The 23,045-nt window shown below is 38.9% G+C and carries 18 protein-coding genes; 17 read left to right on the top strand and 1 reads right to left on the bottom strand.

All coding sequences use genetic code 11. From position 1 onward, the window contains the following. The first annotated feature begins 83 nt into the window (after positions 1–83). Together nasC and cobA are read left to right on the top strand one after the other, a co-directional pair. Positions 84–2,234, top strand: a complete 2,151-nt coding sequence (nasC, locus tag ABOA58_RS13630; protein WP_350302735.1) for an assimilatory nitrate reductase catalytic subunit NasC — start codon at positions 84–86, stop codon at positions 2,232–2,234. A gap of 84 nt (positions 2,235–2,318) precedes the next feature. Continuing rightward, positions 2,319–3,089 carry a uroporphyrinogen-III C-methyltransferase gene (gene cobA, locus ABOA58_RS13625; RefSeq protein ID WP_350302734.1) on the top strand — a complete coding sequence of 257 codons (771 nt, stop codon included), beginning with the start codon at positions 2,319–2,321 and terminating at the stop codon, positions 3,087–3,089. A gap of 188 nt (positions 3,090–3,277) precedes the next feature. Here cobA and ABOA58_RS13620 read toward each other — a convergent pair whose 3' ends face one another. Then, positions 3,278–3,604, bottom strand: a complete 327-nt coding sequence (locus tag ABOA58_RS13620; protein WP_137015855.1) for a MerR family transcriptional regulator — start codon at positions 3,602–3,604, stop codon at positions 3,278–3,280. Between the two features lie 204 nt (positions 3,605–3,808). Here ABOA58_RS13620 and nirB point away from each other — a divergent pair, with 204 nt between their 5' ends. From nirB to ABOA58_RS13545, 15 genes are all read left to right on the top strand, one after another. Then, the gene (nirB, locus tag ABOA58_RS13615; RefSeq protein WP_350302733.1) at positions 3,809–6,223 is read left to right on the top strand and encodes a nitrite reductase large subunit NirB; all 2,415 of its coding nucleotides are present in this window, start codon (positions 3,809–3,811) and stop codon (positions 6,221–6,223) included. Between the two features lie 17 nt (positions 6,224–6,240). Beyond that, a complete protein-coding gene (gene nirD / locus ABOA58_RS13610; protein WP_241591630.1) occupies positions 6,241–6,558 on the top strand; it encodes a nitrite reductase small subunit NirD in 318 nt (105 codons plus the stop codon). 205 nt (positions 6,559–6,763) lie between these two features. Then, on the top strand, positions 6,764–8,380 hold the full coding sequence (locus ABOA58_RS13605) for a family 14 glycosylhydrolase (protein WP_350302732.1): 1,617 nt from the start codon (positions 6,764–6,766) through the stop codon (positions 8,378–8,380). Positions 8,381–8,895: 515 nt separating this feature from the next. Then, positions 8,896–9,321: an OsmC family protein gene (locus ABOA58_RS13600; RefSeq protein ID WP_350302731.1), complete on the top strand. Its 426-nt coding sequence runs from the start codon at positions 8,896–8,898 to the stop codon at positions 9,319–9,321. Positions 9,322–9,685: 364 nt separating this feature from the next. Continuing rightward, positions 9,686–10,006 carry a hypothetical protein gene (locus ABOA58_RS13595; protein WP_350302730.1) on the top strand — a complete coding sequence of 107 codons (321 nt, stop codon included), beginning with the start codon at positions 9,686–9,688 and terminating at the stop codon, positions 10,004–10,006. A gap of 770 nt (positions 10,007–10,776) precedes the next feature. After that, complete coding sequence (locus ABOA58_RS13590; RefSeq protein ID WP_350302729.1) at positions 10,777–11,235, top strand: hypothetical protein; 459 nt, start codon at positions 10,777–10,779, stop codon at positions 11,233–11,235. Between the two features lie 1,065 nt (positions 11,236–12,300). After that, a complete protein-coding gene (locus ABOA58_RS13585; protein WP_350302728.1) occupies positions 12,301–13,026 on the top strand; it encodes a metalloregulator ArsR/SmtB family transcription factor in 726 nt (241 codons plus the stop codon). A gap of 63 nt (positions 13,027–13,089) precedes the next feature. Then, positions 13,090–13,677 (top strand): YdeI/OmpD-associated family protein, encoded by a 588-nt coding sequence (locus ABOA58_RS13580; RefSeq protein ID WP_350302727.1) that lies wholly within the window; start codon positions 13,090–13,092, stop codon positions 13,675–13,677. Positions 13,678–14,461: 784 nt separating this feature from the next. Beyond that, positions 14,462–16,405 (top strand): transporter substrate-binding domain-containing protein, encoded by a 1,944-nt coding sequence (locus ABOA58_RS13575; RefSeq protein WP_350302726.1) that lies wholly within the window; start codon positions 14,462–14,464, stop codon positions 16,403–16,405. A gap of 24 nt (positions 16,406–16,429) precedes the next feature. Next, positions 16,430–17,806, top strand: a complete 1,377-nt coding sequence (locus ABOA58_RS13570; RefSeq protein ID WP_350302725.1) for a sigma-54-dependent transcriptional regulator — start codon at positions 16,430–16,432, stop codon at positions 17,804–17,806. A gap of 162 nt (positions 17,807–17,968) precedes the next feature. Continuing rightward, entirely contained in the window at positions 17,969–18,976 is a 1,008-nt protein-coding gene (locus tag ABOA58_RS13565; protein WP_350302724.1) for a TAXI family TRAP transporter solute-binding subunit, read from the top strand. Positions 18,977–18,995: 19 nt separating this feature from the next. Further along, positions 18,996–20,096, top strand: coding sequence for an ABC transporter substrate-binding protein (locus tag ABOA58_RS13560; protein ID WP_350302723.1), 1,101 nt, complete (start codon positions 18,996–18,998; stop codon positions 20,094–20,096). Between the two features lie 18 nt (positions 20,097–20,114). Next, complete coding sequence (locus ABOA58_RS13555) at positions 20,115–21,275, top strand: ABC transporter ATP-binding protein (protein ID WP_350302722.1); 1,161 nt, start codon at positions 20,115–20,117, stop codon at positions 21,273–21,275. After that, positions 21,239–22,183: an ABC transporter permease gene (locus ABOA58_RS13550; protein ID WP_350302721.1), complete on the top strand. Its 945-nt coding sequence runs from the start codon at positions 21,239–21,241 to the stop codon at positions 22,181–22,183. The genes ABOA58_RS13555 and ABOA58_RS13550 overlap by 37 nt, the downstream gene beginning before the upstream one ends. Next, positions 22,183–22,989 (top strand): ABC transporter permease, encoded by an 807-nt coding sequence (locus ABOA58_RS13545; protein WP_094246734.1) that lies wholly within the window; start codon positions 22,183–22,185, stop codon positions 22,987–22,989. The genes ABOA58_RS13550 and ABOA58_RS13545 overlap by 1 nt, the downstream gene beginning before the upstream one ends. Positions 22,990–23,045 lie beyond the last annotated feature (56 nt).

Genomic DNA, 23,045 nt, shown 5'->3' with positions numbered 1-23,045 from the left:
AGAATGAACTAAGAGGAAATACCTTTAGATAAACGGATAAATGTTTGTAACATAAGAAATCAATGAGTAAAGGGTGAGGAGCCTTGACCGAATTATTATTAAAGTATTTCCGCACGAAGCAACAAGAGGTCCAATCAGAAAAACGATATGAAACACAATGTCCATTTTGCAGTATGCAATGTAAGATGCAGCTGCTGGAACAAACAATCGTGACAAGAAAAAAGTATATGACGATCGGAAAAGATAATCCAACCTCAGAGGGGCGCTTATGCATTAAAGGAATGAATGCACACCAACATGCTTTGCATAAAGATCGAATTAAATACCCATTACTTAAAAAAAATGGGGAATTTATTCGAATATCATGGGAGGAAGCATTAAGCCACATTAAGGAGAATTTCACTAAAATTCAAGCGGAAGATGGTGTAAATGCATTATCTGTTTATGGGAGTGCATCCATTTCAAATGAAGAAGCATATTTGCTTGGGAAATTTGCAAGAGTAGCTTTAAAAACAAAGTATATAGATTATAATGGCCGTTTGTGCATGTCCGCAGCTGCTTCGGCAGCCAGCCAAACATTTGGTATGGACAGGGGCCTTACCAACAGCTTATCAGAGATTCCGTTCACAAAGTGCATTATCTTGGCGGGCACAAATATTGCGGAATGCCAGCCGACAATCATGCCTTACTTTGAGAAAGCGAAACAAAATGGGGCATATATCATTGCTGTAGATCCACGGGAAACAGCAACAACGAAAATGGCCGACTTACATCTAAAAGTAAAACCAGGGATGGATGCCGCCTTGGCAAACGGATTATTGAAAGTGATCATTGAAGAGGATTTTACTGATGAAGCATTTATCCGGGAACGTGCAAATGGCTACAACGAAGTTAAAGAGTATGTTGCATCTTTAAAGTTGGAGGAAATTGCAGAAATGACAGGGGTGCCTAGCGACCAAATTCAAAAAGCGGCTGCAATGTTCGGGAAAGAAGAATCAGGAATGATTTTTACAGCAAGGGGAGTTGAGCAGCAAACAGATGGTTCAGCGGCCGTCCGTAATTTTCTTAATATTCTTATTGTTACAGGGAAAATCGGAAAAGTGAATTCGGGCTATGGAGCTATCACTGGGCAGGGGAATGGACAGGGAGCAAGAGAGCATGGCCAAAAGGCAGACCAGTTGCCGGGGTATCGCATGATTGAAAATGAGGAACATAGATTACATATTGCAAGAATATGGGGTATTGAAGAGGCTGATTTGCCGCGTAAAGGTGTATCGGCATACGAAATGATAGAGAAGATAAATGAAGGTGAAATTACCGGCATGTTTTTAATGTGTTCCAATCCAATTGTTTCGAATCCCAATGCTAACTTTGTCAAAAAGGCTTTGAAAAAATTAAAGTTTCTAGTCGCAGTAGATATGTTCGTTTCTGAAACTGCTAGATTGGCTGATTTGATTTTACCTACTTCGTCTTATTTAGAGGATGAGGGAACGATGACGAATTTAGAAGGACGGGTAACGCTGCGGGAAGCCAGTTTTTCATCCCCTGGGGAAGTGAAGCATGATTGGCAAATCATTTGTGATATAGCAAAAGCTCTTGGAAAAGAAGAGCATTTTCCCTTTCAATCTGCGAATGAGATTTTCGAAGAATTAAGAGTGGCAAGCCGCGGGGGGACCGCTGATTATTATGGTATAACGTATGATCGATTAAGAAAAGAAGGAGGCATATTGTGGCCATGCCCAACCATTGACCATAAAGGGACAAAAAGGTTATTTGAAACGTCTTTTGCCCACCCGGATGGAAAGGCGGCCATGGTTGTGGTTAATAATGTGCCTCTTGTTCCAAAAGAACAGCCATGTAATGATTTTCCACTTTATTTAACAACAGGACGAATTATGTCACATTATTTAACAGGAGTACAAACGAGAAAAAGCTCATCATTAGCCGCAAGAAATTTTGAATCATATATGGAAATTCATCCGGAAACAGCCAAGAAATATCATATTCCAGACAATACTTTGGTGAAAATCGAATCAAGGCGGGGAAGTATTGTTATAAGGAGCAAATGGTCAGCAACCATTCGCCATGATACTATATTCGTTCCTTTTCATTGGGCAGACTCCCAAAATGTCAATCTCCTCGTTTCACAGGATTTAGACCCGACATGCAAAATGCCTGGATTTAAAGTCAGTGCTGTAAAAGTACATCCTATATTCGAGTTAACGTCTCATTAAGGGGAGTTTTTCTTCCCATTCACCATAATTTTTTTTGGTTCAACCATAATCTAATCATGACTAAACAACAAAAGGGGATCAAGGATGGAAAAAGGTAAGGTCTATATTGTTGGTGCCGGTCCTGGTGATCCGGACTTAATTACTGTCAAGGCAATCAAATGCATCGCGGAAGCGGATGTCATCTTGTACGATCGATTGGTAAATCGTGAATTGTTTTTGTACAGTAAACCTGAAGCTGAATACATTTATTGCGGTAAAGCGCCTGGTCTACATTGTGTCCCTCAAGAGGACATTCATCAATTGTTAATAAGTAAATCAATGGAGAGAAAAACGATTGTTCGTCTAAAAGGGGGAGATCCTTTCATCTTTGGTCGAGGGGGCGAGGAAGCAGAAGTGCTAGCAAAGCACGGAATTCAATTTGAAATAGTCCCTGGAATCACATCTGGAATCGCTGCGCCAGCTTATGCTGGAATTCCCGTGACTCACAGGGAATGGGGGAGTTCCTTCGCAATTGTCACAGGACACTGCGTGACCGGCAAACCTGATAACATCAACTGGCATCATTTGGCACATGGTGTTGACACAATTGCTATTTATATGGGGATTAAAAACCTTCCATATATCTGTAAACAATTACGTTCCTGCGGAAAGAAGCCTGAAACTGCCATTGCTGTCATTGAACAAGGAACGACCGGTTTTCAACGAACTTTTACAGGAACATTTGATTCAATAGTGGGGATCGTTACAAGAGAGCAGGTTGCCAATCCCGCCATGATCGTAATAGGAGAAGTGGTGAATTTATCCAAGAAATTATCATGGTTTTCAGAGAAGTCAAAAGATAAGGATTTCGCTTAGAAAAGGAATGATTAGCTAGAATACTTATACTGTAATGCAAAAGGAAAACTGGACATGAAAGTCATCATGTCCAGTTTAACAATGTTAACAGCTATTTTATAGATGTAAGGTGAATTTGTTACCTGGCTAATCGAAGTATGAAATATGGACAAGTGAATCGGCTAATAATTGCGGTTGCTTAGCGAAAATCAATTACGTAATCCGAAGTGTGCATTTAATTGGCCCTGCAGCATTTTTTTTCGCATTTTTTCCTGTTCAATTTTTCTGTTTTCTTTTAATTTTTCCTGCCTAATTTCATTGGTTTGCACTCCATCCTCTATTTTATCGGCAATTTCCACTAATGCCTTGACGTCGGAAAAAGAGTATTTACGGTTCCCCCCCTTAGATCTTTCGGGGAAAACGAGTTTTCTTTCTTCATAGTACCGGATTTGTCTATCGGATAGTCCGGTTAATTCTCTGACAACCCCTATGGAAATTACTTTTCTGTCTAAATAAGATTCTTTTTGCTGGACGATGAAAATCACCTCATTTTGGATTTATGCTGAATCAATAAGGATATTATATCCTAATTTTCTGAATATTTGTAATAAAAACTAACATTAATTATTAATTTTAAAAAACTATGTAAGATTTTATAACACACTTATGGCATTAAAAAGTGACGTCACCTATAATCAATCATATCATCCTTTCAAAAAAATCTTATTGGAGGACAAAACATGGCTAAGCAGAAATTGGCACTCATTGGGAATGGTATGGCTGGAGTAAGATGTATAGAAGAAATTTTGAAAATTCAACCGGAAAAGTTTGAGGTGACTGTCTTCGGAAGTGAGCCGCATCCGAATTATGATCGAATCCAACTATCGAATGTATTGCAAGGGGCTACGACGATAGATGATATTACAATAAATGATTGGAATTGGTACAAAGAAAACAATATTACACTTTTTTCAGGTGAAACAGTCACGAACATCGACACCACTAAGCAAATCATATATTCAGATGCAAATCGTGAAGTCGCATATGATCGATTAATTTTAGCTACCGGATCAATCCCATTCATTCTACCGATAAAGGGGGCTGATAAAAAAGGAGTGACTGCCTTTCGAAATATTGAAGATTGTGAAAAAATGATCGAATATTCCAAAAACAATAAAAAGGCTGCAGTCATTGGTGGAGGATTGCTGGGTCTTGAAGCAGCAAGGGGGCTTTTGAATCTAGGTATGCAGGTAGATGTAATTCACCTTTCTGAATATTTGATGGATAGGCAGTTAGATCCAACAGCAGGAAAAATGCTGCAAAGGGAACTTGAAAGTCAGGGAATGAATTTTTATCTTGGGAAACAGACCCAGGAGGTTTTAGGTGAATTTGATGTCAAAGGATTACGCTTTAGTGATGGCGAGGAAATCAGCGCCGATTTAGTGGTCATGGCAGTTGGGATTAAGCCAAATGTTGCAATGGCCCAAAATTGCGGCATCCCTGTCAATCGAGGAATTATCGTGAACGATTATATGGAGACAAGAATCCCGAATATTTTTGCGGTTGGTGAATGTGCGGAACACCGTGAAATGGTATATGGTTTGGTTGCTCCCCTATATGAACAGGGCAAAGTATTGGCCAAAAGGATTTGCGGGTTGATAGACAAAGCTTACGAGGGTTCAGTGCTGTCCACTAAGTTAAAAATATCTGGTGTTGATGTATTTTCGGCTGGAGAAATTTTCGAGGATGAACAAGCTAAATCAATCAAGGAATTTAATGAATGGAATGGCACTTACAAAAAAGTAATGATTCGAAATGGGAAAATTTCTGGTGCCGTATTATTCGGGGATACAAAGGAAAGCAATAACCTATTGAGCATGATCAATAAAAATGCCGACGTTTCGGAGTATTTAAATGCTGGAACAAGTGAACCCAGTGTTAGCCTTGTCACTTCGATGTTAAATGAAGAAATCATCTGTGGTTGTAATGGTGTAACCAAGGGCGATATTGTGACGGCTATCGAATCTAATGGGTTAACAAGTATTGAGGAAGTAAAAGGCTGCACAAGTGCTTCGAGATCATGCGGAGGGTGTAAGCCATTAGTCGGTGATATTCTAGAGCTGACATTAGGCGCTGAATTCAGTAAGTCAAACCAGAAGGAATCCATATGCACGTGCACCACATTATCCAGAGATGAGGTTGTTTCTGAAATACGCGAAAAAAATCTGACCCATACTCGAGAAGTCATGAATGTTCTTGGCTGGAATACAAGTGATGGTTGCTCGAAGTGTAAACCGGCACTGAACTATTACTTAGGCATGATCCATCCTGTTGACTATGAAGATGAAAAAGAATCCCGCTATGTCAATGAAAGACTTCATGCAAATATTCAAAAGGATGGTACATTTTCCGTTGTGCCAAGAATGTATGGCGGCGTCACTAATCCTGATCAATTACGGAAAATAGCAAATGTTGCCGATAAGTATAATGTTAAGTTACTTAAGGTTACAGGCGGGCAAAGAATAGATATGTTCGGCGTTGAAAAAGAAGACCTTCCAAAAGTATGGGCTGACCTGGATATGCCTTCTGGATATGCTTATGGAAAAACCCTTCGAACTGTGAAAACATGCGTCGGTGAAAACTTTTGCCGCTTTGGCACCCAAGATTCAATTGGGCTGGGCATTGCCCTGGAGAAGAAATTTGAACGTGTAGGCACACCGCATAAGGTTAAGATGGCTGTGTCGGCATGTCCTCGTAATTGTGCTGAATCCGGCATCAAAGATCTTGGTGTTGTCGGAGTGGACGGTGCATGGGAAATTTATATTGGCGGCAACGGCGGAACCCATTTAAGAGCTGCTGAATTATTATGCAAAGTGAAAACTAGTGATGAGGTAATTGAAATTACGGGTGCATACATCCAACATTATCGAGAGACTGCCAATTATTTAGAAAGAACATCTGTCTGGGTTGAGCGTGTAGGGTTCGATACCATTAAGGCGATTATTGGTGATAAGCAAAAAAGAATGGAGCTTAATCAACACTTGGATGAGGCCTTATCAGTATTACAAGAACCGTGGAAAGAAATCATTGAGAGCAATGCGATCAAAACCGGTTTATTTCAAAAAGTGAAAATTCCAGCTATATCAAATAAATGAATATGGGGGCAGCCTAAATGGGGAAAACGCTTCAAAAGATAAAGGTTTCAACAGTAAATGAGATGCCAAAAAACCTAGGGAAAACAGTAACCATAGGCTCTCATGAAATTGCTCTTTTTCATTTAGCAAATGGTGAATTCCGGGCTATTGAAAATCGTTGCCCACACAAAGGTGGGGTTCTGGTGGAAGGCATTGTGAGTGGTGATCACGTATTTTGCCCGATGCATGACTGGAAAATCAGTGTCAAGAATGGAGAAGTCCAAAAACCTGATAATGGTTGTGTAAAGACATTCCATGTTGAAATAGAAGATGATAATGTTTATATAGTTTTATAACCAGCTGCTCTGGATAGTCTCTTAGACTATCCATTTTTTCTTTGTCGATTTTTGAACTAAATTCCTCCGATGAAATAATTGATAAATATTTCCATAACAAATATAATTCTAGTAAAGGAATGACTAAAAAACAAAAAATGTAAGCGGTTTCGGTGATGAACCGAAATTTAAACAAATAAAGTTATAGGGGAAAGGTTGGCGTTTCATGAACAAATTATCTGTTGGCGTTTTTACCTTTATGCTGTATTTTGTTCCTTTATCAAATACACCTGGAATAGCAGAAGTACAACCAGATTACAAGCTTTATGTGATGGCCCCATTGGGTGAAATAACAGATTGGGAGGCATTTAAAGCAGAGCTGACCCAGTTGAAGGAAAATGGAGTATATGCAATTACGACAGATATCTGGTGGGGATTGGTCGAGAGTAAAAAAGATAATCAGTTTGATTGGTCCTATTATAAAAAATATGCGGAAACCGTGAAAGCTTCCGGTTTAAAATGGGTGCCCATTTTGTCTACGCACCAATGCGGCGGTAATGTGGGGGATGATTGCAACTATCCCATCCCGAGTTGGCTCTGGAATAAAGACACTTCTGAAAACATGGCATTCAAGAGTGAAAGTGGTTTCTGGAATAAGGAAGTACTTGCTCCTTGGTGGGAAGGTACAGCCGATCAATACAACGAATTGTATAAATCCTTTGCAAAGAACTTTGCTGATAAGAAGGATTTAATAGCTAAAATATATTTAAGTGCAGGACCAGCTGGGGAACTAAGATATCCCTCCTATCAAAATGCTGATGGCTGGGATTATCCTGAAAGAGGACAGCTCCAAGCTTATACAGAAGGAGCGAAACGTGATTTCAGACTTACCATGAGAGAAAAATATTCAACGATAAAAAAATTAAATGCTGCTTGGGGCAAAACGTATAAAAACTGGAATGAGATTCAGCCGCCAGGAAATGGGGATGAATTTTTCACCAGGGGCGGAGCAATCGACACTCAATTTGGATACGACTTTATGCAGTGGTATCAAGGAGCACTCGAAAAGCATCTTGCAAAAATCTCTAAATTTGCCCATAAACATTTCGATGAAGTCTTTGGCGTTCCAATTGGAGCTAAAATCTCAGGAGTCCATTGGAAAATGAATGATCCAGTACTGCCGCATTCTGCAGAGTATAGTGCCGGGTATTATAACTACTCCCAATTACTGAATCAATTTAAGAAATCGAATATGGCCCTCACATTCACCTGTTTGGAAATGGGAGATCAAGACGCACATACTGCCCCATCCTATAGCGCTCCTAAGACGTTGGTGACCCATATTGCCTCTTTGGCTAATGAAAAAGGAATTTCATTAAACGGGGAAAATGCACTCCCGCTGATCAACAATGAAGCGGGCTTTGACAATATAGCAGAAATGGTTTTTAACCATGGTTTTGAGGGATTTACCTTGCTAAGGATGTCTTATTTATTCGACGATGAAGGAAATCCAACAAATGAATTCAAGATGATGGCTGATAAATTGGAAGGCAAGTCGATTCCAGTTACATTCACAGTTGAAAATGTACCTGCCACACAGGGAGTTTACTTAATTGGGGATAGAGGGGAAATCGGCAGGTGGAATCCTGAGGATTATGAATATAAACTTACTCAAAGCACAGAAGGCAGCTGGAGTGGAACATTTCGTTTAGCTGCAGATCGATTTTATGAATTCAAGTTCGTCCTGAAAGATGAAAATGGCAATATCATTTGGCAAGATAGGGAAAATAATAGTTATAAAACTCCTTTGAATGGAGAAGGAAACTATAAAACTTCATGGTAGATGGATATATAGGGCTAAGATTAAAATTTAGATAGAAACCATTTTGTCGACAAAAGGAGGTTCGGAATGCTCTCACAACCATGTTTCTAAAGGTAAACTTAATATCCTTCTGGTTTTTTTACTTCTTTATATGCATGAAACCCTGAATAGATTTAAGAAATTTGCGACACTCCTGCCGAATAAAACAGGCTAGCCGAGACCCACAGACGCTTACTTTGAAGTGGCATGGCATACAGTCAGTGGAAAGGGAGCGGATTTCTGAGATCATGTTTTAAAGCCTGAAGAGGTAATCAACGTTCAAATTTTACAGTATGACTAACTAAGCAGGACTTGTGGGAAGAATATAAGCTATGGAAAGTCATCAAAAAAATCCAGAAGTTAAGTGCACTGTATATTTGCGTTCTGACCCCATTGCGGAAATATTTTTTTAATACTTAAATGATCTGCATTTACATTAAATAGAAATACGGACTATTTTTAGAACAAAACATCAAGAAAGGGAGGAATTGAAATATATGAAGACAATGATTACATGGACAGGGGAAATGGCCTTTTCTGGCACAACTCCGTCGGGACATGAAATTAAGATGGATGCTGCCGAAGAAGTAGGAGGAAAAAATAGCGGAGCCAGACCCACGGAGTTACTTTTACATTCTCTTGCTGGGTGCACAGGTATTGATATTGTAATGATATTAAAAAAAATGCGATTTGAAACAAAGGCTTTTCAAATAGAAATAGAAGGGGCACGATCTGAAAATCACCCTAAACGGTTTACCGATTTTCATATTCACTATTTTTTGGAGGGTGATCTGCCTGAAGATAAAGTGGTCCGTGCGATTCAATTATCCAAAAATACGTACTGTTCAGTATATCACTCATTAAATGCCGACATCAAAATCAGCTATTCAATAAATGGTGTTAAAGGAAAAAAAGAATTATAATGTGTAATTTAAGGGACTATCATTTAACAGAAAGTTGTTTTACATCCATATAAGAAAAACAGCCTCCATTTTCCTATGTAAATGGGGCTGTTTTGACTGAAATGAACATCCTCGGTTCATGGATAATCATCTATACCAAAACGTGCAAATCACAGAAAATAATCCCTCTCATGTTAATCCAAGGGTATTCTTAAGAAAAAATAAAACCTAAAATCTGTTTTCAAGGTTAGAGAACTCCATTTTACGGAAGGGAAGGGTTTATTTAGTAAGCAAGTAATCAAAATGTAATGGTTTGTCATTGTAATGCCCTTGATGTTAGGAGTTTATCCATATAAACTTTAGATACTATTGAGGAGTGGTTAAGTTGAAAGAGATAACAATTGACAAATTAATTTTTAAAGATCATTTATCGATGATTGAACAATATTCATTGAAAGATTTCATGTTTAAGTGGCTCGGCAGCCCCGAAGAAGGTTTAGATGATCTTCTTCCGCTTACATACACAGATCAAGTTTTTGCAAAAATGGAAACGACATTGGAGACAAAAATCAAGATTCACGGAGAAGAAACCTTCAGATATGTCACCATTACGGAAGATAATCAAATTGTAATAGGGGGCTTAGACTCGAATCAAGAGTTAAAGTTTAGAATTGTGTCCCTGGAAGAGCGTTTGAAAAGCTACTAAAACTTTAGTTTTAGCATTCTATACTTTTCAAACTTTTTAAATAAATAATTAAGGCCGTTCCTGTTTATTTAAGGAATGGCCTTCAAACTGTAGACAAACTAGATAAAAATCGAGTTTGTCTACAGTTTTTTTACGGTTTGTACAATTTGAACGTTGATATCCTCTCCAGGCACTCGCTTTCCGCGGGCGGTCCGGGAGCCTCCTCGGCGCTCTTGCGCCTGCGGGGTCTCCCCTGGACTCGCTTCTCCCGCAGGAGTCTCGCACACCCGCTCCAATCAACTTTGTTTTACCTTTAAGATAGAACCCATTTGCCTATATTCTTCATTGTTTTAAAATAGAATTACAAAAAACTTGAGGTGATGAGGATACTTTCTAATCATGATTCTATTCAGCGAGTCAACAGGAAATGATTACTTTAGATCGACTGGTGCCAGCGAACCATTTGGTTCGTATAATTGAGGCTGCCATTGACTTCTCTTTGAATTTTTAATTCCGAACTCCTTTTGTCTACAAACTGAAGGCCGTTCCTGTTTATTTAAGGAATGGCCTTTTTAAGGTGTTTTTATTTTATTTACAATGTTAAGAGCAGCGTCAATACCATATAAGGTTGTTAACTGTTAAAGGAAGCCCTTACCTTATGCCAGTTTAGTGAGTAATTCTTTAAACTTGCGATATTTTTGGATTAATTTAACAAAATAAAAAGGATTAATGGTTTGTCTTATTGTATTATAAAGTAATGAAGTCGATTAAATTAATTGGGGGGATTTGAGATGAGCGAGACGTTGGCAAGTTCCATAAAAATGCTTTTGAAAGAAACGTTTGAAGGACCGGGAAATGAAGGGAGCTATTATACTGAATCAAAACCGAATACAGGGATTTTTGGTACTCTTGATGATTTAACCGCAGAAGATGCTTCACATTTCATAAACGGATCGACAATTGCGGCTCACTCAGACCACATACGGTATTATTTATGGGTGATCCGAACAATGATCAGTGGCACAGACTTTGAAAAAGATTGGGAAGCAAGCTGGACCATTGCTACTGTTGATGAGGTGAAATGGGCTGAAATCAGAGAGGAATTACATAAAGAATATGTATCTCTTTTCGCAGAAATCGATACAATCGATTTAGGAAAATGGCTTACAAATGTAAATGCGACCATTGCCCACTCGGCTTATCATCTTGGAGCGTTACGGCAAATGATAAAAAGCCTTGAAACATATTGAGGGTTTGTAAAATGATTGGAACGTATGGCACTCGCTTTCCGAGGGCACTCCGCCTGCGCGTAAAGGGTCTCCCTGTACGCGCTCTCCCCACAGGAGTCTCGTATACCTTCTCCAATTAACTTGAATGTTTTTTAAATGAAAAAAAACAGGTGCTTTTCAGTGAGTTTCTCGACCTAATGGAGTGGACTCATCCCCAACCCCTCTCATGATTTTATCGAGGGGGATTTTTACCTCATTTTTAAAACAACTTGATTATCCTTCATTTTTTTCACTATTATATATGATGCAAAATCTTGGATCTTTTTATTTGTGGGTTTGTAAAATCTGATCGTTGATTCCTTTTGAATGAAGTCTATTAATTTCAGACTTACGTCTTCCCAATCTCACGTCTTTACTTTTGCCACTTCAATTCCTTAAGCCTGTCGTTGCTAATTTTTATACGTTCCTACTCAGCAACATATAAAAGCAGAGTTAAAATTTGGTCCTCCATTAATTTGCCGCTATCACCCACCCTCTGGATTTCTTCCTATCAAAAGTGTCTCTTTTTCTAGTACCACAATATCTGCGTTCGGATCTCGGGTAATATACTTCCATTCTCGATTGATACCAGCATAATCTCTATCCTATGCTAGTGAATCAAGTAATAATAAATCTCCGCCTCCGCAAATGATTAAGAGCATTGCCTGATATTGAGGACCGGTTAAATTCTTTCCACTTTGCTTATCAATGAGGATATATCGCTGCTCAATTCCAAGATTACGAAATTTTTTAGGATGCCCGTTTTCGTTTGTGATCTTTTGCAACAAAGCGGCTATTAGCTGGTCATTTATGTAAAAGCGATAGTTTGTGAAGAAATGTAGTTTATCAAACAGGGAAATTTAGTTGTAAAAGGATTTAATAAGTTTGAAGCCTATTCGATTCAACAACTATTAAAGAAGGAACCAATATACTTGATGATAGGCGAATAAAACAAATACCTTGATGTCAATAATAAAATTGACAGGACACCAATTGGTGTCATATAATAAAAGACACTAATTGGTGTCCAATAAAGGGGGGGTGATTTTGAACGAGCAAAATCAAAATCAAGAGCGTGATATTTATGTGGCCATCGCTGACCCAACAAGACGTAAATTGCTACGTTTGTTGGCGGACGTGGAAGAATTGCCACTCAATGAGTTGACCGTTCATTTTGAAATGGGTCGAACTGCGGTTTCGAAGCATTTGGCAATCCTTAAAGAGGCTCGTCTCGTAATCAGCAGAAAGGTCGGCAGGGAAACGCGTTATCGGCTGAATGCTGCCCCGTTGAGGGAAATTGAGGATTGGGTATCGTTTTACAGGAAATTCTGGAGTGAAAGAATGCTACTTTTAAACCAAATATTAGAGGAGGAACAAAAGATGAATTTAACAGTATCACAAGAATTTAATTTTAAGAGCCCAATCGAGAAGGTATGGTACTCCTTAACGGATGCAAATACTCTTGCGAAGTGGGTAATGGCTAATGATATTAAACCTGTCCTCGGACATAAATTTCAGTTCCGGAATGAACAGTGGAATTTAGTTATCGATTCCGAAGTTCTTGAAGTTGAGGAGCCTTATAGGTTATCTTACACTTGGGTAGGTGGCGGGATAAATACTACAGTCACATGGACATTAAAGCACGAGGATGGAACAACCTATTTACATCTTGAACAATCAGGATTTGAAAAAGAAGATCAAGCGTTCAATGGTGCGAAATATGGTTGGGCGAAAATGGGCGAAGATCTTAATAAATTGTTAGAGGAAATGTAAGTTTTTTAGTTTTTAGCTAACGTATAAGAAAAGCAAACTGCTCGGAAAGAGGAGTGTTCCGTGATGACAAATAGTATGAATCCTAAGGTTGATGAATTTTTAAGTAAAGCTACAAAGTGGAAGGAAGAATATGAGACGCTGAGAAATATCGTTCTTGACTGTGAGCTGACCGAAGAATTTAAGTGGATGCATCCTTGTTTTACGTTTGAGAAAAAAAACATCGTTTTAATACATGGATTTAAAGAATATTGTGCGCTTCTGTTTCACAAAGGTGCCTTGTTAAAGGATACCCATGGGATTCTAATCCAACAAACGGAGAATGTACAGGGGGCGCGCCAGATTCGGTTCACCAATCTTCAAGAAATAGTTGCAACGGAATCCATTCTGAAAGCCTATATTCATGAAGCCATTGAAGTTGAAAAAGCCGGTTTGGAAGTGAATTTTAAAAAGACAGAATTCATAATTCCTGAAGAGCTTCAAAACAAATTCGATGAAATCCCTGCCTTGAAAACTGCATTTGAAGCATTGACCCCGGGACGGCAAAGAGCATACATTCTTCATTTTTCTCAACCAAAACAATCCAAAACTCGAGAGTCAAGAGTTGAAAAATGCATGCAGAATATTCTCAATGGAAAGGGATTAAAGGATTAGTATATTCGATAAGAAAAAAAGTAATGATCTTCAACAAAACTACCTAATAAAAATAAAGTGTTATTCCATTATAGGGTGCTTTTATCGAGTAACAAAAAGCCCAATTTCTCAATTTTAATACTGAGAAATTGGGCTTTTTTTGAAATTTCTATATAGGAAAATGGCCGACAAATGTCAATGCGACCATTGCCCACTCGGCTCATCATCTTGGAGCGTTACGGCAAATGTTAAAAAGCATTGAAATTGAAAATACTTTAACATAAATTTGGCCAATGTATCTGTATGTTCCGTAAGGTCTGAAAACAAACCATGATTTTATAGAAAGACTTGTTTATCCTTAATGTTTTTAGAATGAAACCCTCATTAGATTGAAGAAATATGCGACATCCCTGCTCAACTGGCTAGCTGAGACCCCACAGACGAATGCGTCGAGGAGGTTCAGCAGACAGGTAGTGGAAAGGAGGCGAATTTATGAAATCAACTGGATTTATTAAAAAAACAAACTGGATCTTCTTACTATTTAAAATAAGAAACCTATTTCTAATCTTAAAACCCATCACAGGTTGCTGGGGTTATATTTATTTGGTAAGACAGAATCACATACCTTTTTGTAGATAATTGTTAGATTGTGTCAAGAATTCTTTCCATTTTAAAGGGTTCAAGTCTTAATTGGAGAAGTATATAATCATGATGTTTTTAGCCGAGGATTACTGACTGCAAGGATTTTGACACAGAAGGAGGGCTTTTAATTAAAAAGCAGCTGTTTAAACTAAGTATATTTTGCTTGATAGTTTTTGTTCAATCGCTTTGGTCTCCCGCTGTTTTTGCTGACCAAAAGACTTTTATAATTGCTGGAGAAAGTGCTCTTCCACCATTTTCATATGAAAATGAAGCTGGTGAGCTGACAGGCATCAATATTGATTTAATGGAGGAAATAGCAAATTATAATGGTGTAGATTTCAAATATATTCCGATGAGGATGGAAGATGCCGAAAAAGCCTTAAGTAACGGAACAATCGATGCAATTGTTGGAAGTACCTATAATACCGAAAAAGATAACCAACTTGATTTCACTCAATCCTATTTTACAATGTCCCAATCAATAATCATTCCCAGTAATAGGAAACAGGATATTCATACGTTAACTGATTTACGTGATTCACATGTTGTCCTTGACCATAACACTCCAGTAATCAGTACATTTCTCAATATGAGGAATACAAATTTAACGACCGTTTCGAATCAATACTCGGGTATTTTAACATTATTGAACAACCGTGCAGATGTATTCATCGGAAACAAATGGACTGCAGCTTTCTATTTGAAAAAATTCCGCCAAGAAAAGAATTACATCATTCTCGATGAAGTCATTGAACCCGCGGATTATACGATTGCAGTAAAAAAAGGGAATCAATCGCTTCTTTTCATGATGGACAATACACTCACAGAACTTAAAGCAAACCGAAATATCAATGGGATAATCGATAAATGGGTCATGCCACAATCCAATCAAAAAATTGCCAGGCTGGAGCAATTCATATTCTGGTTGATTATCAGCTTAACTGCGGTAGCCCTTATCCTTTTAATCATTTACATATGGAATCAAAAGCTAAAAAAATCCGTTCATAACCAGACGTTAAAATTACATTTATTAAATAAGGATTTAGAGAAACAACGGCAAAACATCGCTAACGCTGAAGCATTCAAAGATCAAATCTTAAACAATATCAATAATGGAATCATTACATTCGATCTCGATTTCATGATTACCAGCTGCAATGCAAAGGCATCGGACATTCTCAACATTTCCAAGGAAATGATTCTGAATTTTATGAATCATTCGCAATTAATGAAGAATTTCGAAGCTTTACATCAAGAACAAAATGAGAATAATCGTACGGGTTCTTTTCGGATCTTGGTACTTAATGAGGGAAATGAACAGAAGATGATTTCATATTCGATGCATAAGATGTTCAATTCAGAAGATATGCAAACCGGATACTTGCTTTCCATGAGTGATGAGACGGAAAAGAAAACATTGGAGAAAAAATTGGTCACACAAGAAAAGCTGCACGCTCTTGGTCAACTAGTTGCAGGTGTCGCACATGAAATAAGGAATCCTTTGACATCGATAAAAACATTCATTGATTTACTTCCGAGTAAATATGATAATCCTCAATTCCGACAAGTTCTAATGGAACACTTGCCTACTGAAGTTAATCGTTTGAATGCAATTGTTACCGATTTAATTGAATATGCACGTCCGCGTCCGCCCAATATTACTAATTGCCACGCTCATGAACTTATATCATTACTTGCTTTTCATAAGGTGACAATGGAAAAAAACCAAATAAATTTCGAGCAAACGATTGAGGAGGACCTTATTTTTTATATAGATTTACAACAAATTCAACAAGTACTTCTTAACTTGGTGTTGAATTCGATTCATGCCGTTGAAGAAACAAAGGAAAAGACCATTAATATCACCATTGATAAAGAGAACGAAAAGACAGGGCGGATTACCATATCCGATACAGGAAAAGGGATGAAACAGGAGGAACTGAACCATATTTTCGAACCTTTTTTCACAAATAAAGAAAAGGGAGTCGGTTTGGGACTTACGTTATCGTATAGGCTAATTAAAGAGAATTACGGAGATATCCATGTGAAAAGTTATCCTAATTCAGGAACGAAATTCACCATTTTACTACCTTTATATATCGAATAGAAGCCTGGAAAGAGGAGGAGTAATATGAAAATGCATGTATTGGTGATTGATGATGAACCTGCTATTTGCACCGCTCTTAGCTTTGCATTGGAAGATTCCTATCAAGTCGTAACAACTACTGACCCCGATGAGGGTCTTCGGAAGATCGAGAATCAGCACTTTGATATTGTATTACTTGATTTGAGAATAGGGAATAAAAGTGGACTTGATGTCCTACAGAAAATCAAACAAATATCACCTAACGTGACAGTCATCATGATGACTGCCTATTCTTCCATTGAAACTTCCATCGAGGCCATAAAAAAAGGCGCCTACTACTATATTGAAAAGCCAATTAATATAGAAGAGCTTTCTTTGCTCTTGATGAGGGCAGCCGAATTCAAACAGATGTCCAATCAATTGGAGACATTACATGAAGAATTAGAGATTCAAAAGGGATTTGGTAACTTCCTTGGTAACAGCAAGGCGATGCAGCGTATTTTCTCAATGATCGAAAGAGTGAAAGATATTGATTCCAGTGTTCTTATCACGGGTGAGAGTGGTACTGGAAAGGAGCTTGTAGCCCGAAACATCCATACGCTGGGAAGAAGGAAAAACAATCCCATTCAGATTGTCAATTGTGCAGCAATTCCTGAGATGCTGCTGGAATCTGAATTGTTCGGTTACGAGAAGGGAGCATTTTCCGGTGCAACTCAGAGGAAGGAAGGGAAATTCGTTGCTGCTAATGGAGGCATCCTTTTTCTGGATGAGATTAGTGAAATGCCCCTTCCACTTCAAGCCAAATTATTAAGGGTATTGCAGGAACGGGAAGTGACGCCTCTGGGATCCAATACAAAAATCTCATTGGACGTCCGTATTATAAGTGCAGCCAATAAAAACCTGGAACAAATGGTGATGGAAGGGGAATTTAGGGAGGATTTGTTTTTCAGGCTAAATGTCATTCCCATCTTGATGCCGCCTTTAAGAGATAGAAAAGAAGATTTACCGATCCTTATGGATTATTTTATAAAAAAACACGCTAAGGATATGAATCGTGAAGAAAAGATGTTCTCGGCAACCGCACGTCGGATTTTACTGGATTATCATTACCCTGGGAATGTCCGTGAGCTTGGTAACATTATAGAATATGCTATTGCCCTATCAAACTCGAAAAGAATGGAAGAAACCGACTTGCCGCAATATGTACAAGAACAAAAGTTCATTCTCCAGCCGGATGGCAATGACGACGATTTTACCAGTTTCAGGATTCCCATCGGCATTTCCATGAAAGAGATAGAAGAAAAGGTCATAACGGCCACTCTTCAATACTGTAAAAACCATCGGCAAAAAACAGCTCAAATCTTAAAAATTTCTGAAAGAAGCCTTCGTGATAAAATCAAGCTCATTTCAAATGGAGAATAACAGGATTATTGTGTTAACCGGCAATTTTTTCTGGGTAACCGGAAAAAATTGCCGATTTATACTTGGATAACATCCAAGAAATCGGCAGGATTTGCGTATTAAAGCAGAAAATCGACTTGGCATGATATTTGCATCTAAATTCATTAAGAAAGGAGGGCCACGATGAAGAATGGAGCACTCTTTATAAAAGTCGCTTTGTTATTTTGTTTCATGACAGGATGTTCTTTTATGAATGAGCAGCAGGAAATATCTAAACCTGCTTCTACCTTGATTCAGAGTCAACTAACCTCTGAAGGACAGGATTTAAATAATAGGATGCTAATCATTGGAACCGGTGATATGACAGGTGTTTATTTTTCATTAGGACAAAGATTATCAAATATGTATGAAAAATATAATGGAGCTGTGTCAGGAACCCAGGTAACCGATGCTTCCATCGAAAATACTGAATTGGTTAGCCTCCATCGGGCAGAAATTGGTTTTACCACAGTGGATGTACTGGATTTGCCTGAGACGGATAAATCCAAGTTAAGAGCTTTAACGGCCCTATATTCCAATTATGTTCAAATTGTTACAACTAAACAAAATGATTTGGATTCCTTAGATGATTTAGTTGGTAAACGCATTAGTGTGGGAACGGCAGGAAGCGGTACAAGGCTTATTGCAGAGCGGATACTGTTAGAATCTGATTTACCGACTGATCAATTGAATTTATCCTATCTTTCTTTTTCTCAATCTGCAGAAGCATTAAGAAATGGTACCATTGATGCAGCTTTCTTTTCTTCGGGAATTCCGAATAATGAAATCGCTTTCATATCCAGGCAGATGGAACTATCTTTCATTCCAATACCGGGAGACATCATTGAACGTCTTCAGAAACAATATGAAGTTTATACTAATGATGAAATTCCCAGAGATACATACAGGGGAATGAAAAAAAATGTCCAAACGATTTCAATTAAAAATGTCTTGGTAACCTACAAGGAAATGTCTGACCCTCATGCATACAATCTTGTGAAAACATTATATGAACATCTCCCTGAACTGCAGCATACACATCCGGCGGCTTCTGATATTTCAATAGAGGAAGCAACCAAACAAGTTCCACTGGATTTCCATTCAGGGGCCATGAATTATTTTACCGAACAAGGAATGATTGAAAATCAATGAAAAACGGGAGGCAATGACTATGAAAAAACTGATGTGTATTTTATCGATAATAGTATTGATCGCTCTTGCGGGGTGTGGTAATCCCACTCCGCAAAAGCCGGGGGAATCCGTACAAACAAGTACAGGGGAAAAAGGAGAGAAGAAAATAACAATAGCAGGTAATGGCGGTGTCATTGAAAGTGCCATCCGAGATGTGATTGCACCAAAGTTCAAAGAAGAAACGGGAATCACTGTCAATTATATTTCCGGTTTATCAGGTGAAATCTTATCCAAAGTGGAATTACAGAAAAACGCTCCGCAAATAGATGTTGCCCTTTTTGTACCGGTTGATGTAATTCGCGCTAAGGAGAAGGAACTGATCGTTCCAATTGATGAGTCCAATGTTCCCAATATGAAATTGGTGGATTCACGTTTCATTCCGGTTGAAAAGGCGGCCGCGCCAGCATTCGGTTTAGTCATTGCACCAGCTTATAATACGGAAACCTTTAAAAAGAAAGGGTTAAAATCAATTGAATCATGGAATGATCTTGTCTCTCCTGAGTACGAGGGTAAAACGGCATTTTCAGATATTACGAATGATTGGGGCTTCAATACCCTTAATGGTCTGGCGATTTCAAACGGCGGCAGTACAGAAGACATGGAGCCAGGTCTAGAAAAGGCTAAAGATCTTGCAGCGTATTCCAATACATTTTATAAAAACTCAACGCAAATGATGCCAGCGATCCAGCAAGGAGCTGCTGACGTAACGGTCATGGGAAGTTATTCCATAGGTGAACTAGCCGTTTCAGGTATTCCGATTAAGATGGCCGTGCCTAAAGAAGGTGTGCCGCTTCAAGCTTTCAGCGCTGGTCTAGTGAAAAATACGCCAAATAGCAAAGAAGCCCTTGAATTCATCAACTATGTAATCAGTGAAGAAGCTCAAGCATTAATTTCCGAAAAAGGATTTTATCCGACGGTGGAAGGCATGAAAATCCCAGAGAAATATGAAGAGTCAATCGGCCTTAAAGCAAGTGATAAAACATTTAAACCTGATTTCGCCAAGTTTGCCGAGATCCGTGCCGAGGTGTCAGACAAATGGGCGAAAGAGGTTACTCCTGAATTAGGGAAAAAACTCAAATAAAAGGAGCGTGTTGATCACATGGAAGTATTAAAAAAAGATGTGGAAATTAATAGGCAGCACCTGGAGTCAGTTCAGGGGTTTGGATCAAATAAAAATGATGTAGAGATAAAAGGCGCGTTTAAACAATTTGGAGCGAATGTTGTCCTGAATGGCATTGATTTGGAGGTGAAACAAGGAGAGTTACTCACTCTTCTTGGGCCTTCCGGGTGCGGAAAGTCAACAACCTTGAACCTCATTGCAGGGTTCCTCGATGCAGATCGGGGCGAGGTTCATATTAAGGGCAATAATGTTACGAAGGTTCCGCCTTATAAGCGAGATTTAGGAATGGTTTTTCAAACTTATTCGCTTTTTCCTCACATGACAGTCTATGAAAACCTTAGTTTTGGCTTGAAACTGCGCAAGGTCGGTAAAGCCGAGCAAAAAAAGAAAATAAGTAAAGCTCTTGAATTAGTGAAAATGTCAGGATTGGAAAATCGTTATCCAAGGGAATTATCTGGAGGTCAGCGTCAGCGCGTTGCGATTTCCAGGGCACTGGTAGTGGAACCGGAGCTCCTATTGCTTGACGAGCCGCTTTCAAACCTTGATGCAAAGCTGCGCCATGAACTCAGGGCCGAGATAAAACGTTTACAAAAGGAAATTGGCGTAACGACCATTTTTGTGACTCATGATCAAGAAGAAGCTCTTTCCATGTCTGATCGGGTCGTGGTCATGAATGCAGGGAAGATTGAACAAATCAGTACACCGACAGAGATTTACAATCATCCTAAGACAGAATTCGTCTTTCAATTCATCGGGAAATCGAACTGTTTTGAAGGGAATGTGTCTGCTGTGGATAAGCGGAAAGTTTCAGTCAAGATAGGGCCTGATATCACTCATGTCGATGCAAATAACATCATGGGAAATGATAGTGATTTGAAAACCGGTGATGAGGTGAAGCTTTATATTAGACCGGAAAAACTGCAAATTGTTTCTCTTGATGAAAAATCTACAGCTCCTTTGGATTTCCATCGTGCTAAGATCAGCCAAATTAACTATCTTGGTACTTCTTGGGAAATCAATGTTCTATTACAGGGGAAAAGTATCCAAGTATTGACTTCCGCTTTTGATTCATCATGGCAAAATGGAAGTGAGGTGCTGATAGGATGGAGCCCATCAGAAGTTATGCTAGTCAAGAAATAGAACAGGAAACGGATCCTATTGAGCCGCAAAAGAAACCTAAAATCAAGAAAAGGAAAGTCTGGGTGCCAGGATTACTCCTTTTAACGCCGATTTTGCTTTTCATATTTGGTTTCTTTGTCATACCGATGTTATACATTTTATATTTAAGCTTCATATCCACAGATAATCTGGGAGGAGCGGAGGCAGTTTATAGCCTAAAAAACTATACACAATTATTTTCCGATAGCTATTACTTATCTTCTTTATGGCTGACAGTGAAGATCAGTTTATATTCGGTCTTGGTTGCTTTATTTCTTGGATATCCGGTAGCCTTGACGATGGCCAAAAGTTCAGCGCGCATAAGAGGGTATATCACGCTCTTGATCGTGTCACCGCTTTTGGTAAGTATAGTTGTCCGTAATTTTGGCTGGTACCTCCTGCTATTGCCTAATGGAACGATTAATCAAACCTTGATGGCCCTTGGCATAATAGATGCACCATTGAAACTATTGTTTTCGGAAATCGGAGTTGTGATTGGGCTTTCCAATGCATATCTTCCTTTCATGATCTTATCCATCGTTGCAAGTCTTTATAATATCGATCCTTCTCTTGATAAGGCAGGAGCGATACTTGGGGCAAGCCCATTCAGAAGGTTCTTTTCCATTACATTGCCGCTAAGCATCCCAGGTATCGTATCTGGCTGCATTCTCGTATTCAGTTTGTCAATGAGTGCTTATGTTACGCCTGCACTAATGGGGGGAGCCAACGTGCCCGTGATGCCTGTCGTCATTTATGATCAAATTAATAACCTGCTGCATTGGACATTCGGATCTGCTCTTTCTTATATTCTATTAGCAACCACTGTCATATCGGTAGCCGTCTTTACAAGAGCGTTTGAAAAAGGGAAATTCAAGGAGGTGTTCCGATGATGAAAACGTTTGGCGGCCTGCGGATTGCCGTTGCCGTGTTGGCCATTATCTATATCTTGATCCCGCTCATTGTCGTTATTCCCGCTTCTTTTACAAGTGCCAATTATCCAAGCTTTCCGGCTGAAGGCTTTTCACTGCAATGGTATGCCAAGATCTTGGAGCGTCCTGAATTTTTGGAAGCATTTTTGAACAGTGCGAAGTTCGCAGCATTAGCTGCCCTTTTCTCCGTCATATTCGGTACTTTGGGTGCCCTTGGCATCGCAAAGTATGATATTCCGGGAAAATCGTATATTACGGCCCTTTTAACTTCTCCATTAAGTGTGCCGCAATTAGTCTTAGGGATTGCACTCTTAATGTACTTTACACCAATGATGCTTGCCGGTACGTCTACAGGATTTTTAATTGCCCATATCGTCATTTGCATACCATATGTCATGCGGCTCGTATTGACCGGTTTAAGTGGATTTGATTATAATCTCGAACGGGCCGCTGCCATTCTAGGAGCGAATCCACTAACAGTATTCATGAAAGTGACTCTGCCGCTAATTGGATCTGCGGCCATCTCAGGGGGATTATTCGCATTTTTGACATCATTTGATAATGTAACGGTCTCTCTCTTTATGGTATCACCGGAAATGAGAACGCTGCCGATCGAGATTTTCTCGCAAATGCAGGATGCCTACAATCCAATCGTTGCATCCGTGTCAAGCGTGGTTATTTTCATATCAGTCCTTCTGATCGTCATACTTGAAAAAATTCAAGGCGTCGGGAAAGTTTTTGGCGGTTCGCATCATACAAACGGTTAAAAACGATATATAAGATGTGACAAACGATCATTCTTGCTAAGCTCTGATTTATTACG

The organism is Peribacillus frigoritolerans, from assembly GCF_040250305.1.
GTDB lineage: Bacteria > Bacillota > Bacilli > Bacillales > DSM-1321 > Peribacillus.
The sequence above is the reverse complement of the archived record's forward strand: the minus strand, read 5'-3'. Positions and strand labels throughout refer to the sequence as shown.

What these genes read in the sequence shown, in the direction of transcription:
- ABOA58_RS13555 (WP_350302722.1), top strand. Translation starts at nt 20,115, where the DNA reads ATGGAAGTATTAAAAAAAGATGTGGAAATTAATAGGCAGCACCTGGAG.
- cobA (WP_350302734.1), top strand. Translation starts at nt 2,319, where the DNA reads ATGGAAAAAGGTAAGGTCTATATTGTTGGTGCCGGTCCTGGTGATCCG.
- ABOA58_RS13560 (WP_350302723.1), top strand. Translation starts at nt 18,996, where the DNA reads ATGAAAAAACTGATGTGTATTTTATCGATAATAGTATTGATCGCTCTT.
- ABOA58_RS13550 (WP_350302721.1), top strand. Translation starts at nt 21,239, where the DNA reads ATGGAGCCCATCAGAAGTTATGCTAGTCAAGAAATAGAACAGGAAACG.
- ABOA58_RS13570 (WP_350302725.1), top strand. Translation starts at nt 16,430, where the DNA reads ATGAAAATGCATGTATTGGTGATTGATGATGAACCTGCTATTTGCACC.
- ABOA58_RS13590 (WP_350302729.1), top strand. Translation starts at nt 10,777, where the DNA reads ATGAGCGAGACGTTGGCAAGTTCCATAAAAATGCTTTTGAAAGAAACG.
- ABOA58_RS13580 (WP_350302727.1), top strand. Translation starts at nt 13,090, where the DNA reads ATGACAAATAGTATGAATCCTAAGGTTGATGAATTTTTAAGTAAAGCT.
- nirB (WP_350302733.1), top strand. Translation starts at nt 3,809, where the DNA reads ATGGCTAAGCAGAAATTGGCACTCATTGGGAATGGTATGGCTGGAGTA.
- nirD (WP_241591630.1), top strand. Translation starts at nt 6,241, where the DNA reads ATGGGGAAAACGCTTCAAAAGATAAAGGTTTCAACAGTAAATGAGATG.
- ABOA58_RS13605 (WP_350302732.1), top strand. Translation starts at nt 6,764, where the DNA reads ATGAACAAATTATCTGTTGGCGTTTTTACCTTTATGCTGTATTTTGTT.
- ABOA58_RS13565 (WP_350302724.1), top strand. Translation starts at nt 17,969, where the DNA reads ATGAAGAATGGAGCACTCTTTATAAAAGTCGCTTTGTTATTTTGTTTC.
- ABOA58_RS13545 (WP_094246734.1), top strand. Translation starts at nt 22,183, where the DNA reads ATGAAAACGTTTGGCGGCCTGCGGATTGCCGTTGCCGTGTTGGCCATT.
- ABOA58_RS13600 (WP_350302731.1), top strand. Translation starts at nt 8,896, where the DNA reads ATGAAGACAATGATTACATGGACAGGGGAAATGGCCTTTTCTGGCACA.